The sequence below is a fragment of the Microbacterium sp. NPDC087665 genome (assembly GCF_044743285.1).
Lineage (GTDB): Bacteria > Actinomycetota > Actinomycetes > Actinomycetales > Microbacteriaceae > Microbacterium.
The window spans coordinates 145,042-157,466 of sequence record NZ_JBIUWD010000004.1 but is presented as its reverse complement, the minus strand read 5'-3'; the positions used below and the strand labels follow the sequence as shown (position 1 = coordinate 157,466).

Genomic DNA, 12,425 nt, shown 5'->3' with positions numbered 1-12,425 from the left:
GTTGTTCCACGAATCGCAGCCGCGGTGAGCGAACCTAGGCCCCGACGTAGGCGGCGAGATGTTCGCCGGTGACAGTTGCGCGACTGGCGACGAGATCGGCAGGAGTTCCTTCGAAGACGACGCGTCCTCCGTCGTGACCTGCGCCGGGTCCGATGTCGAGAATCCAATCCGCGTGAGCCATGACGGCTTGATGATGCTCGATCACGATCACCGTCTTGCCCGACTCCACCAACCTGTCGAGCAACCCGAGGATCCTGTCGACGTCTGCCAGGTGCAGACCGGTGGTCGGCTCGTCGAGCACGTACACATCGCCCTTGCCGCCCATCTGGATCGCGAGCTTGATGCGCTGACGCTCGCCGCCCGACAGGGTCGACAACGGCTGACCCAGCGAGAGATAGCCGAGTCCCACGTCATCGAGACGCGACAGGATCGCCGTCGCGGCCGGTAGCTTCGCCTCACCCTCCGAGAAGAACACGCGGGCCTCGGATACCGGAAGATCGAGAACCTCAGTGATGTCCTTACCCGCGAGCTTGTATTCGAGCACGCTCGCCTGGAAGCGCTTTCCGCCGCAGTCCTCACACGGCGTCTCGATCGTGTCCATGAACCCGAGTTCGGTGATGATCACACCCGCACCCTTGCAGGTCGGGCACGCACCCTCGGAGTTCGCGCTGAACAGCGCCGGCTTCACGCCGTTCACCTTCGCGAATGCCTTGCGAATCGGTTCGAGCAGGCCCGTGTACGTCGCCGGGTTGCTGCGGCGCGACCCCTTGATCGCAGCCTGATCGATGGCCACGACGCCCTCGCGCTTCGACACCGAGCCGTGGATCAGCGAGCTCTTCCCGGAACCCGCGACCCCGGTGACGACGGTGAGGATACCGGTGGGAATGTCGACATCGACGTTCTGGAGGTTGTTCGCGTCGGCACCACGCACCTCGATCGCTCCCTGCGACGCACGCACGCTCGGCTTGAGCGCCGCGCGGTCATCGAGATGCAGTCCGGTACGTGTCCCACTGGCCTTGAGTCCCTCGACCGTGCCCTCGAAGCAGATCTCTCCCCCGGCGCTGCCCGCACCCGGGCCCAGGTCAACGACGTGGTCGGCGATGACGATCGTCTCGGGCTTGTGCTCGACGACGAGAACGGTGTTGCCCTTGTCGCGCAGCTTGAGCAGCAGTCCGTTCATGCGCTGGATGTCGTGGGGGTGCAGCCCGATCGTCGGCTCGTCGAACACGTAGGTGATGTCGGTCAGCGACGACCCCAGGTGCCGGAGCATCTTGATGCGCTGCGCCTCTCCCCCGGACAGCGTGCCCGACGGTCTCTCAAGGCTCAGGTACCCCAGCCCCAGCGTCACGAAGGCATCGAGATTCGCGCGGAGCGCATCGAGCAGCGGCCCGGCACCCTGCAGATCGAGACCACTTACCCACGTCGCCAGGTCGGTGACCTGCATGCGACAGGCATCCGCGATGCTCACGCCATCGATCTTCGACGACCGCGCGCCCTCGGTCAGACGGGTACCGTCGCACTCCGGGCACACCGCGAAGGTGGCGACGCGCTCGACGAACGCGCGGATGTGCGGCTGCAGCGCATCGAGATCCTTCGACAGCATGGACTTGGTGATCTTCGGGATCAGCCCTTCGTAGGTCATGTTGATCCCGGCGATCTTGACCTTGGTCACCTCGCCGTAGAGCAGAAGGTGGCGCTGCTTCTCCGAGAACTCCGCGATCGGCTTGTCGCCCGGATAGAACCCGGACTGCGAGAAACCCTTCACCATCCATCCGTCGGCCGTGTAGCCGGGCACCATGATGGCCCCGTCATCGAGCGACTTCGTCTCGTCGATGATCTGAGCGAGGTCGAGGTCGGAGACCGCTCCCCTGCCTTCGCACCGCGGGCACATCCCACCGAGATATATCGCGTCTTTGACGATCTTCTTCTCGCCGCCGGGCCCGGTCATCACGCCGCTGGCGCGCTGGGTGGGGATGTTGAACGAGAACGCCGTGGGTCCCCCGATGTAGGGCGTTCCGAGTTTGCTGAACAGGATGCGCAGCATCGCATTCGCATCGGTGACGGTGCCCACCGTCGATCGCGGGTTCGCCCCCAGCCGCTCCTGATCGACGATGATCGCGGTGGTGAGGCCTTCGAGCACCTCGACATCCGGGCGCGGTACCGAGGGCATGAACCCCTGCACGAAGGCGCTGTACGTCTCGTCGATCATGCGGCGGGACTCCGCGGCGATCGTGTCGAACACGAGCGAGCTCTTTCCCGAACCCGACACGCCCGTGAAGACGCTCAGGCGCCTCTTCGGGATGTCGACGCTGACGTCCTTCAGATTGTTCTCACGCGCGCCCTGGACGCGGATGACATCGTGGTTGTCGGCGGGGTGTTCGACGGTCGTCATCGGCATCCTTCGGGAGAAAAGGCTGAGTACTCAGCCGGCTTGGTTGATTCGGAGCAGATTGCCCGCGGGATCGCGGAAGGCGCAGTCGCGAACGCCGTACGGCTGGTCCATGGGTTCCTGCACCACGTCGGCACCCGCTTCGACGAGACGGTCGAAGAGGGCGTCGAGGTCGTCGCTGGCCAGCGTGAGCGCACCGTAGCTGCCCTTCGCGATCAGCTCGAGGATGGTCTGCCGCTCGGCGTCGGTGATGCCGGGATCGGTTGCCGGCGGATGCAGGACGATCGAGGTCTCCGGCTGCCCCGTGGGCCCGACCGTCAACCATCGCATTCCGTCGTAGCCGACGTCGTTGCGCGCTTCGAATCCGAGGGCGTCGCGATAGAAGCCGAGAGCCGCATCGGCGTCGGTGTGCGGGAGGAACGCGTAGTGGATGCTGATCTTCATGGTGTTCAGGTTAGGTGGGCGTCGGTGCGGGGCGCTTCTCGATTCCTGATCGGTCTCGTGACGTGCTTCGCCTGGAAGACGGGGATGCCCTCCACATGTGCAGCGCGTTCACGGTACACGCTGGGTGCGACACCCACCAGTTCCGAGAAGCGGCTGCTGAAGGTGCCGAGCGACGAGCACCCGACTTCGAAGCACACCTCGGTCACGGTCCTGTCGCCCCGTCGCAGCAGGGCCATAGCGCGCTCGATGCGCCGCGTCATCAGATAGGAGTAGGGGGACTCGCCATACGTCTCCCGAAACGTCCGGCTGAGATGTCCTGCCGACATGTGCACTCCGGCCGCCAGTGACGGGATGTCGAGAGGCTTGGCGTAGTCGCGATCGATGCGGTCCCGTACTCGGCGCATCACCGTGAGTTCGCGCAGATGCGCTTCGTTGTCGACCGCCACGCCCATGATCTTCCCATGACGCCTGAGATCGCCGCATGACCCTCTGCGACGGGCATGACGAGATGGCCCCCACCCGGCGCGCGCCGAGCGCTACTCTGAGGGCATCCCCACAGGATTCTCTCAGAAAGGGTCCCCATCATGACTGAACCTCTCGCAGAAGCGAAGACTCTCTTCAAGTCGATCCGCATCACTCTCGCCGTGTCCGGCGCTCTGGCGCTCATCGCCGGAATCGTTCTGCTGGTATGGCCCGTGAAGTCGGCCGTGATCATCACGGCCATCTTCGCTTCCTACCTCGTCGTCGCGGGCCTCGTGTACATCGGCCTGGGCATCTTCTCGGGCGCACGCGGCGGTTGGTCGCGCGTCGGCCACATCGTCCTCGGCCTGCTGTACATCGTCGCCGGTGTCATCGCATTCGCGAACCTGGGCGTCGCGGCCGCGACGCTCGCCTTCATCGTCGTCATCTTCATCGGAGTCAGCTGGATCATCGACGGAATCGTCTCGCTCAGCCTGCTGGGCAAGGACGGTTCGCGCGTCTGGACGCTCCTCTACGCGCTGCTGAGCATCGTCGCGGGTATTTTCGTCCTCTTCTCCCCGCTGATCGCAGGTTTCACGTTCTGGCTCCTGCTGGGCATCTCGCTGGTGGTGCTCGGGCTGGTGCAGATCATCCGCGCGATCACGATCGGCAAGGATGCCAAGGAGATCGTCGCCGCGGCCCGCCAGGATGCTGCGATCTGATCCTCCCTCCCCCCATAGAGAAGCCCCGCCCTGCGAGCTGCAGGGCGGGGCCTTCTCTTTCGGTGATGGGCGTCACTCGGCGGCGAAGGCGCTGACGTCACCGATCAGTCGGGTGTTGTCGGCGGGGACGGGCTCGACGACCGCCTGGGCGACCTCGGCGGCGAACTCCGAAACGTTGTAGAGCTTGCCGGCGGACTCGCGCCGTTCGGCGATCGCGCCGGGGTTGGCGCGCTCGAGCAGAGTGGCGGTGATCGTGCCCTCGATCATGTCGCCGGAGACCACCGTGAACCCGATGCCCTTCTCCGCGAGACCCGGAATGAGCTCACGCAGCGCATCTTCGCCGGCGCGCTTCGAGAGCGCGACCGGCTCGTACTCGGGCATCGTGGGCGTGGTGCGGATGAAGTGCGCCTGGTGGCTGGTCACGAACACCACGCGGGCGCCGTCGCCGAGCAGCGGAGTGGCGGCGTTCAGCACGCTGACCTGCGCGTCGCGGTTGAGGGCGAGGGCGTAGTCGGCGGCCATTCCGGATTCCATGCCGCCGGAGGCGTTGAGGACCAGCACGTCGAGGCGACCGAACTCGGTGCGCACCGCATCGAACATCTCCGCCACAGACGCGTGGTCAGTGAGGTCGGCGCCGACGACGAGTACACGGCGTCCGAGTTCACGAAGCTCTGCCGCGAGCTTCTCCGCCCGCGGGGCCTTGTTGCGGAAGTTGATGACCACGTCGGCACCGGCCTCGGCGAGGTAGCGGACGGTATCGGCGCCGATCCCCCGCGACGAGCCGGTGACAAGCGCGACCTTGCCGTCGAGAGAACCTGCGGGAAGAACGTCGGTCACGGTGACTCCTCATAGTGCGTGAAGCGCCGCGATGGCGCGGCGTCTCAGAGTACCAAGACCTCCCTGCGGCGCCGGATCGGCGCAACGCCCCCGTGATAGGTTGACCGCAAAGGAGGCCGCATGGACACCGTCTCGACATTCGTACAGTTCATCGACCAATGGGCATGGATCGGCTGGTTGGTTCTGATCGCCGTCTTCCTCGTGATAGAGATGCTCTCTCTCGATTTCACGTTCCTGATGCTCAGCTTCGGCGGAGCGATCGGGCTCCTCACGGATCTCGTCGGCATCCCCGTGTGGGCTCAGGTGATCGTCGCCGCTGCGGCTGCGGCGCTCTTCATCCTGTTTCTGCGTCCGCCGTTGCTCAAGCGGCTCCGCCGTGGTGAGGACCCGACGAAGTCCAACGTCGATGCACTGCTCGACCTGCGGGGAATCGCGCTCCACGACATCACCCAGATCTCGGGCCAGGTGAAGCTGAGCAACGGCGACACCTGGACAGCCCGCACCGCAACGTCCGTGCCGATCCCCCAGGGGGCTCCGATCGCGGTCACCGCGATCAACGGCGCGACCGCCATCGTCCGTCCCGTCAACGACTAGGAGAATTCCGTGAACGACTCCTCGTTCATCCCCACCGCGATCGCGTGGATCCTCGCCATCGCGGTGATCATCTTCGTGGTGGTCACCGTCGCCCGAGCGATTCGCATCATTCCGCAGGCCACGGCCGGCGTCGTCGAGCGTCTCGGTCGCTATCACAAGACCCTCACGCCCGGCCTGAACATCCTCGTGCCCTTCATCGACCGCCTGCGACCGCTCATCGACATGCGCGAGCAGGTCGTGTCGTTCCCCCCGCAGCCGGTGATCACCGAGGACAACCTCGTCGTCTCGATCGACACGGTGGTCTACTTCCAGGTGACGGATGCTCGCGCCGCGACGTACGAGATCGCGAACTACCTCGGCGCCGTCGAGCAGCTGACCACGACCACCCTGCGCAACGTCGTCGGTGGGCTGAACCTCGAAGAGGCGCTCACCAGCCGTGACAACATCAACGGCCAGCTGCGTGTCGTGCTCGATGAGGCGACGGGCAAGTGGGGCATCCGCGTCGGTCGCGTCGAGCTGAAGGCGATCGACCCGCCCATCTCCATCCAGGACTCGATGGAGAAGCAGATGCGTGCCGAGCGTGACCGTCGTGCCGCGATCCTGACCGCCGAGGGAACGAAGCAGTCCGCGATCCTCGAGGCCGAGGGTGCACGACAGGCCGAGATCCTCCGCGCCGAGGGTGACAAGCAGGCGGCGGTGCTGCGTGCTCAGGGTGAGGCCGAGGCCATTCAGAACGTCTTCACCGCGATCCACCAGGGCGCACCCGACGACAAGCTGCTCGCTTACCAGTACCTCCAGATGCTGCCGAAGATCAGCGAGGGACAGTCGAACAAGCTGTGGATCATCCCGAGCGAACTCACCGAGGCGCTCAAGGGGATCGGCTCGGCCTTCACGCCGAAGGCGGGCCCGAACAACACCACTCCGGGCGTGTGACGCACCCGTACTTCGCGAAGGAACGGCACCCCCGAGTCCTCGCTCATCGTGGTCTCGTGACCGCGATGGGCGAGGACTCGGGCGTCTGGGAGAACAGTGCGGCCTCGTTCGCCGCGGCGCACGCGGCGGGTGCCGAGTACATCGAGACCGACTGCCAGGTGACGGCCGACGGCGACGTCATCCTGTTCCACGATTCGTCTCTGCAACGGCTGACCGACGACCCGCGCGAGGTGCGTCACGTGCGCACGCGCGAGATCGCCCGCCTCTTCGCGGATCACGGTGGTCTTCTCACCGTGCGCGAGGCGCTCGACCTGTTCCCCGACACGCGATTCAACATCGACGTGAAGACGTCGGCCGCAGCCGATCGGCTGGGGCCGATTCTCGCGGACCATACGCACCGCATCCTCGTGACGAGCTTCTCGGACGCGAATCGACGCGCCACGGTCGCCGCCACGCTCCGCGCAGGTGCCGCACTGCGACCTGCGACGTCCGGGGGCAGCGCGACGATCGCCGCGGTCCGCGCACTCTCGGCAGCGCACCTCTCCCCCGCGCGCGCTCTGCGCGACATCGATGCCCTTCAGATCCCCGAGCGACAGGGCGTGCTCCGCGTGCTGACACCCGGTCTCCTGCGTGCTGCGCACCGTCTCGGTGTCGAAGTCCATGTGTGGACCGTCAACGAACTCGCCGACATGCGTCGCCTCGTCGCCGCGGGTGTCGACGGAATCGTCTCCGATCGCGCAGACGTCGCTCTCGCGGGACTCGCCGGCACATAACCCTCAGCGCTGGGATTCCGCTGTGAATCCCGCCGAGAACCCGGCGACGTGGATGAAGCGCACAGGCTGAAGCGTTATACCTGACAGCGACGAGAGGACCACACAATGGCAGATCGCAGCCTGCGCGGCATCCGACTCGGCGCCCAGAGCCTACAGAGCGAAGAGGGCGTCGTTTTCATGGAGCGCCGTGAGACCACTTACACCTGTGACACCTGCGGGCATGTCACGAACCTGATGTTCTCGGCCGACGCCGAACCGCCGCAGACGTGGGAATGCCGCACCTGCGGTGCAGACGCGCGGTTGAACGTCGACGGTAAGGCCGTGACCCTCGATCCGACTGACGAGAAGGCCGCTCGCACGCACTGGGACATGCTCCTGGAGCGCCGCACGCGGGCCGAGCTCGAAGAGCTCCTCGAAGAGCGACTCGCCTTCATCCGCGCCCGTCGCGGAGCGGGCGAAGACCCGACCCGCGAGAAGATCGGCGCTTAGACCCGTCGCGCTCGCCACCACGCGATGGCCAGCGCGACCAGCCCGCCCCACAGCAGCACGTGCTGCACCCAGGGGCCCAGCACCACACCAGCAGTCAGGCCGGTGCGAAGCTCGACATCATCGAGCATCGCACCGGGTTTTCCTGCATCGAGGCTCGTCATCGTCGATCCGTCCGGTCGGATGATCTGGCTCGTCCCGACCGTCGACACGTTCACCACGCTGCGACCGGTCTCGATCGCACGCATCCGTGCGAAAGCCAGCTGCTGCAGGTTTTCGTCCGTGCCGCGGAAGTCCGCGTTGTTGGTCTGGAACACCAGCACCTGAGCCCCGTCGCCGACACCTTCGTAGATCACGTCGTCGTAGATCACGTCGAAGCAGATAGCGAGCCCCACCGGCACGCCGTCGACGTCCATCACCGGCGGGTTGGTGCCATGCGCGTACTCGCGCTGGATGAGCCCGATGAGATCAGGGGCCAGGGCATTGAAGAACGCCCGATCGGGCACGTACTCGCCGAAGGGAACCGGGTGCCTCTTGTCGTGGATCTGGGTGGCGGTTCCCTCGGAGGTCCAGAGCATCGACGTGTTGAAGTAGAGGCCGTCGCGTCCCGTCGCGGCGTTGGCCAGAAGAGGAGCGTCGATCCGGGTGCTCACCAGCGTCATCCGTCGGGCGAGCGTGGAGTTCTCGAACGGATCGGTGTCGAGACCGCCCTCCGGCCAGACCAGCAGATCGACGTCTTCCCCGTACAGCGGCGTCGTGGCCTCCGTCTGCGCGAGGATGACGGAGAACGGCTCGCGCTCATCGAAGTACCCGGTCGGGCCGTTCCCCTGCACTGCGGCGATGCGCATCGATCCGGACGGGGTGGTGGGGAACGACGGGGTGAACAGCAGCACCACGGCAACCGCAGCCGGCAGCGCGATCGCGACCGGTCTGCGCCAGACCCCGAGGCGGACGCCCTCGACGATCATGGCGACCACGAGGACGATCAGGAAGCTCAGCCCGCTCACCCCGAGCCAGGACGACACCGGCGCGAGCGGACTGGTGGCCTGGCTCATTCCGATGCGCGCCCAGGGGAAGCCTCCATAGGGCCAGGAGCCGACGAAGATCTCCCGCCCCACCCAGAGGGCCGCGACCACCGTGGGAAGCGCCAGCATGCGGCCCAGGGTCCCGGGGAACGCACGGGGCATCCAGCGGTAGGCCAGCGCGATCGGGATCAGTGCGATCGCTGTGAGGCCGCCCTCGACGACGCTCAGCGCCGCCCAGGGAATCGGGCCGAGATAACGGGACGTCCAGGACACGAGCAACGCGAAGAACAGGATGCCGTAGACGAGGCCGACCAGCAGCGCTCCCCCGGCCCGACGTCCGATCATCGCGAGCAGGAGCAACGCGACGGCGGGGAACGCCAAAATCCAGACGCCCGCTTCCGGGTACGCGAGATCCATGAGGACCGCGGCGACGGCGGCGGCCGCGATCGCCGCCCACAGAGGCAGGAGTGGGCGCGGTCGAACGCGGGTTTCGCGGGGTTCAGACATCGTTCTCCGGGTCACATCGAGGAGTAGGCGACGATGCCGCGACGGACACCGTCGAGAGCCGTTCGCGCGGTACGTGCGAGCGCACCGTCTTCCGCGACGATCGACAGCTGGTCGAGCAGGTCGATCGTCTGCTTCGCCCAGCGCACGAAGTCGCCCGCGGCCATGTCGGCGTCGACGAGCACGCGGTCGAGCATGCCGCCCCGCGCCCAGGAGTGCATCGCGCCGGCCAGGCCCGCTGCCAGCGGCTCGGAACCGGGCAGATGATGGTCCTGCTCGAGATCGTCGAGTTCGGCCCACAGGGTCGTCGTCTTCTCGTAGGCCGCACGGAACGCTCCTCGCGGAAGACCTCGCTCCCCCGAGTTCGCCTCGTCGCGCCGCGGCTCGTAAACGAGACAGCAGGCCATCGCGGCCAATGACGGCGCGTCGAGCCCTGCCCACAGGCCTTGGCGAAGCGACTCTGCGACGAGCAGGTCTCGCTCCCCGTAGATGCGGCGCATCGTGCGCCCGGCATCCGTCAGAACCGTCTCACCGTCATCCGAACGGAGGTAATCGAGTGTCTCGAGAACCTCGACGACGCGGTCGAACACGCGGGCGACCGTTCCCGTCCGCGTCTCGATCTGACGACGGATGCGATCGTTCTGGCGCTTGAGCTTCCAGTAACGTTCGGCCCAGCGTGCGTGCGCCTCACGATCCGGGCACCGGTGGCAGGGGTGACGCTGCATCTTCGTGCGCAGCTGCTGGATGCGCTTCATGCGCTTGTCGCGCGAACTGCGCGGCGCCTGCGAGTCCTGACGGTTCTTCTTCTCGAGGTCGGCGAGTTCGCGGCGGATGCCCGAGTACTCCTCGAAGTCGCCGTGCTCGCACGCCATCGACTTCAGGTAGCCGGCGAGCGACGTCTCGGCTTCTCGCACCTGTCGCGCGAGTCCGACGACGGCGCGATCGGCCTGGAACTGGGCGAAGGACGACTCCAGGATCTGTCGCGCGCGCGCTTTGCCGAACAGGTCGATCAGGTTCACGGCCATGTTGTACGTCGGACGGAAGCTCGAGTTCAGGGGGTAGGTGCGCCGCGACGCGAGTGCAGCGACGGCCTGCGGATCCATCCCCTCGGTCCACTGCACGACCGCGTGCCCTTCGACATCGATCCCCCGGCGACCGGCTCGCCCGGTGAGCTGCGTGTACTCCCCCGAGGTGATGGCGACGCGGGCCTCGCCGTTGAACTTCTCCATCTTCTCGAGTACGACCGTGCGCGCGGGCATGTTGATGCCGAGCGCGAGCGTCTCCGTCGCGAAGACGACCTTGACGAGCTTGCGCTGGTAGAGCTCTTCGACGACCTCTTTGAAGGCGGGAAGCAGCCCTGCGTGGTGAGACGCCACTCCGCGTTCGAGGTTGTCCAGCCACTCCCAGTAGCCCAGCACACCGAGATCTTCTTCTTGCAGCGTGCGCGTGCGCTCCTCGACGATCGCCCGGATCTCGGCGCGCTCGTCGTTGTCGGTGAGACGGATGCCGGATCGGCGCACCTGTTGCACCGCCGCGTCGCAGCCGACGCGACTGAAGATGAAGAAGATCGCCGGCAGCAGGTTCGCACGCTCGAGGAGCTGCACCACGTCGGGGCGATCCATCCGCTCGATACGTCGCACGTTCGACGGCCGCACGGGTCGCTGACCACCGCGCGGCGGGCGCTTGGCCTGCCGACCCGCGTGACGATTGCTGACGTACGACTGCGCGCGGCGATTGTTGTCGTAGTTCGATCCGGTGGCGGAGCGGATGCGCATGAGCTCCTGGTTGACCTGCGCGGTGGCGACACCGGCGCGATCGTCGAACAGGGGCAGAAGGTCGTCACGGACGAGAACGTGCTGCTCGAGCGGCACCGGACGGATCTCGGAGACGATGACCTCGGTGTCGCCGCGAACCGTGTCGAGCCAGTCGCCGAACTCCTCGGCGTTCGAGACCGTCGCGCTCAGCGAGATGAGACGCACCTGGGGCGGCAGGTGGATGATCACCTCTTCCCACACCGCACCGCGGAACCTGTCGGCGAGGTAGTGCACCTCGTCCATCACCACGTACCGCAGGTCGCGCAGCGCCGCGGAATCCGCGTAGATCATGTTGCGCAGCACTTCGGTGGTCATGACCACGATGCGCGCGTTCCCGTTGATGTTGGTGTCGCCGGTCAGCAGCCCGACGTTCTCGGCGCCGTAGACGTCGACCAGCTCCCGGAACTTCTGGTTCGAGAGCGCCTTCATCGGCGTCGTGTAGAACGCCTTGTCGTTCGGCGTCTGCATGGCCAGGTGAATGGCGAACTCTCCGACGATCGTCTTGCCGGCGCCGGTGGGGGCCGCGACGAGTACGCTCCGCCCACGTTCGAGGGCGTGACAGCCGGCGATCTGGAAGGGATCGAGTTCGAACCGCTGAGAAGCGGCGAAGGCGACGGTGGCCGGATGCTCCGAAGCCTGTCGCGCGGAGGCGTACCGCTCCGCCGGCGAACTCATACGGCGTCCGGCAGGAGGCCCGCGGCCGCGTCCTGCTTGCGCTTTCGACGATCGAACAACAGCGACAGTCCTGCCGCAGCGAAGTAGAGGACGATCAGGATGCCGGCGAGCATCAGCATGCTCACCACGTCGGCGGCCGGCGTCGCGAGAGCGGCGAACACGGTCGCGATGATGATGGCGACACGCCAGCCCTTGAGGATCGCCCGCCCCGACATGATCCCCGCGAAGTTCAGAGCGACGAGGAACACGGGAAGCACGAACGAGATGCCGATGACGAGCATCAGCTTGAAGATGAAGTCGTAGTAGTCCTGAGCGGCGTAGAAGTTCGTGCCGCCCTCGGGGGTGAAGCTCCACATCAGTTCGATGATGTGCGGCATGATCATCACGCCCAGGTAGCAGCCGCCGAGGAAGAGCGGAACGGCCGCTGCGACAAAACCGATCGTGTAGCGCACCTCTTTGCGCGTGAGGCCCGGCATGATGAACGCCCAGATCTGCCACAGCCAGACCGGAGCAGAGGCGAAGAGGCCGATCGACAGCGCGATCCTCATGCGCATGTCGAACGCCGACGTGATGGTCGAGAAGTTCAGGGCGCTGAAGTCATCACCGCGCTTCTCGGTGATCATGCGGATGGGCTCGGTGATGAAGTGGATGATCGGATCGGCGACGAGGAAAGCCGCGACCATTCCGACGAGCAGTGCCAGCGCAGCGATCATCAAGCGCTTGCGCAGTTCGACGAGATGCGCACCGAGCGACATCCGTCGATCCCGTCC

At 66.2% G+C, this 12,425-nt stretch carries 12 protein-coding genes; 5 read left to right on the top strand and 7 right to left on the bottom strand.

What is annotated here, in order from left to right:
• Nucleotides 1–34: 34 nt before the first annotated feature.
• Genes ACIOSY_RS10620 through ACIOSY_RS10610 form a run of 3 tightly spaced genes read right to left on the bottom strand, consistent with a single transcriptional unit; the run spans nucleotide 35 to nucleotide 3,285 of the window.
• Nucleotides 35–2,392 (bottom strand): ATP-binding cassette domain-containing protein, encoded by a 2,358-nt coding sequence (locus ACIOSY_RS10620; protein WP_400852951.1) that lies wholly within the window; start codon nucleotides 2,390–2,392, stop codon nucleotides 35–37.
• Between the two features lie 30 nt (nucleotides 2,393–2,422).
• The gene (locus tag ACIOSY_RS10615; protein WP_400852949.1) at nucleotides 2,423–2,833 is read right to left on the bottom strand and encodes a VOC family protein; all 411 of its coding nucleotides are present in this window, start codon (nucleotides 2,831–2,833) and stop codon (nucleotides 2,423–2,425) included.
• Nucleotides 2,834–2,838: 5 nt separating this feature from the next.
• Nucleotides 2,839–3,285, bottom strand: a complete 447-nt coding sequence (locus tag ACIOSY_RS10610; protein ID WP_400852947.1) for a helix-turn-helix transcriptional regulator — start codon at nucleotides 3,283–3,285, stop codon at nucleotides 2,839–2,841.
• Nucleotides 3,286–3,417: 132 nt separating this feature from the next.
• Here ACIOSY_RS10610 and ACIOSY_RS10605 point away from each other — a divergent pair, with 132 nt between their 5' ends.
• The gene (locus tag ACIOSY_RS10605) at nucleotides 3,418–4,014 is read left to right on the top strand and encodes an HdeD family acid-resistance protein (RefSeq protein WP_400852945.1); all 597 of its coding nucleotides are present in this window, start codon (nucleotides 3,418–3,420) and stop codon (nucleotides 4,012–4,014) included.
• A 72-nt stretch (nucleotides 4,015–4,086) separates the two neighbouring features.
• On the opposite strand, the gene ACIOSY_RS10600 is transcribed toward ACIOSY_RS10605, so the two are convergent.
• Entirely contained in the window at nucleotides 4,087–4,851 is a 765-nt protein-coding gene (locus ACIOSY_RS10600) for an SDR family oxidoreductase (protein ID WP_400852943.1), read from the bottom strand.
• A 120-nt stretch (nucleotides 4,852–4,971) separates the two neighbouring features.
• Between ACIOSY_RS10600 and ACIOSY_RS10595 the strand changes: the two genes are divergently transcribed.
• The 4 genes from ACIOSY_RS10595 to ACIOSY_RS10580 all read left to right on the top strand — a co-directional run bounded on the left by ACIOSY_RS10595 (nucleotide 4,972) and on the right by ACIOSY_RS10580 (nucleotide 7,640).
• Nucleotides 4,972–5,445, top strand: a complete 474-nt coding sequence (locus ACIOSY_RS10595; protein WP_400852941.1) for an NfeD family protein — start codon at nucleotides 4,972–4,974, stop codon at nucleotides 5,443–5,445.
• A 9-nt stretch (nucleotides 5,446–5,454) separates the two neighbouring features.
• Complete coding sequence (locus ACIOSY_RS10590) at nucleotides 5,455–6,378, top strand: SPFH domain-containing protein (protein WP_400852939.1); 924 nt, start codon at nucleotides 5,455–5,457, stop codon at nucleotides 6,376–6,378.
• On the top strand, nucleotides 6,375–7,151 hold the full coding sequence (locus ACIOSY_RS10585) for a glycerophosphodiester phosphodiesterase family protein (protein ID WP_400852937.1): 777 nt from the start codon (nucleotides 6,375–6,377) through the stop codon (nucleotides 7,149–7,151). The genes ACIOSY_RS10590 and ACIOSY_RS10585 overlap by 4 nt, the downstream gene beginning before the upstream one ends.
• Nucleotides 7,152–7,256: 105 nt before the next feature.
• The gene (locus ACIOSY_RS10580; RefSeq protein WP_400852935.1) at nucleotides 7,257–7,640 is read left to right on the top strand and encodes an RNA polymerase-binding protein RbpA; all 384 of its coding nucleotides are present in this window, start codon (nucleotides 7,257–7,259) and stop codon (nucleotides 7,638–7,640) included.
• Here the strand turns inward: ACIOSY_RS10580 and lnt are convergent.
• The 3 genes from lnt to tatC are packed head-to-tail and all read right to left on the bottom strand — an operon-like array spanning nucleotide 7,637 to nucleotide 12,410.
• Nucleotides 7,637–9,169: an apolipoprotein N-acyltransferase gene (gene lnt, locus ACIOSY_RS10575; RefSeq protein ID WP_400852933.1), complete on the bottom strand. Its 1,533-nt coding sequence runs from the start codon at nucleotides 9,167–9,169 to the stop codon at nucleotides 7,637–7,639. The two genes, ACIOSY_RS10580 and lnt, sit on opposite strands and share 4 nt — an antisense overlap.
• 11 nt (nucleotides 9,170–9,180) lie before the next feature.
• The gene (locus ACIOSY_RS10570) at nucleotides 9,181–11,655 is read right to left on the bottom strand and encodes a DEAD/DEAH box helicase (RefSeq protein WP_400852931.1); all 2,475 of its coding nucleotides are present in this window, start codon (nucleotides 11,653–11,655) and stop codon (nucleotides 9,181–9,183) included.
• The gene (gene tatC / locus ACIOSY_RS10565) at nucleotides 11,652–12,410 is read right to left on the bottom strand and encodes a twin-arginine translocase subunit TatC (protein WP_400853821.1); all 759 of its coding nucleotides are present in this window, start codon (nucleotides 12,408–12,410) and stop codon (nucleotides 11,652–11,654) included. The genes ACIOSY_RS10570 and tatC overlap by 4 nt, the downstream gene beginning before the upstream one ends.
• Nucleotides 12,411–12,425 lie beyond the last annotated feature (15 nt).

What these genes read in the sequence shown, in the direction of transcription:
- ACIOSY_RS10620 (WP_400852951.1), bottom strand. Translation starts at nt 2,392, where the DNA reads ATGACGACCGTCGAACACCCCGCCGACAACCACGATGTCATCCGCGTC.
- ACIOSY_RS10615 (WP_400852949.1), bottom strand. Translation starts at nt 2,833, where the DNA reads ATGAAGATCAGCATCCACTACGCGTTCCTCCCGCACACCGACGCCGAT.
- ACIOSY_RS10610 (WP_400852947.1), bottom strand. Translation starts at nt 3,285, where the DNA reads ATGGGCGTGGCGGTCGACAACGAAGCGCATCTGCGCGAACTCACGGTG.
- ACIOSY_RS10605 (WP_400852945.1), top strand. Translation starts at nt 3,418, where the DNA reads ATGACTGAACCTCTCGCAGAAGCGAAGACTCTCTTCAAGTCGATCCGC.
- ACIOSY_RS10595 (WP_400852941.1), top strand. Translation starts at nt 4,972, where the DNA reads ATGGACACCGTCTCGACATTCGTACAGTTCATCGACCAATGGGCATGG.
- ACIOSY_RS10580 (WP_400852935.1), top strand. Translation starts at nt 7,257, where the DNA reads ATGGCAGATCGCAGCCTGCGCGGCATCCGACTCGGCGCCCAGAGCCTA.
- lnt (WP_400852933.1), bottom strand. Translation starts at nt 9,169, where the DNA reads ATGTCTGAACCCCGCGAAACCCGCGTTCGACCGCGCCCACTCCTGCCT.
- ACIOSY_RS10570 (WP_400852931.1), bottom strand. Translation starts at nt 11,655, where the DNA reads ATGAGTTCGCCGGCGGAGCGGTACGCCTCCGCGCGACAGGCTTCGGAG.
- tatC (WP_400853821.1), bottom strand. Translation starts at nt 12,410, where the DNA reads ATGTCGCTCGGTGCGCATCTCGTCGAACTGCGCAAGCGCTTGATGATC.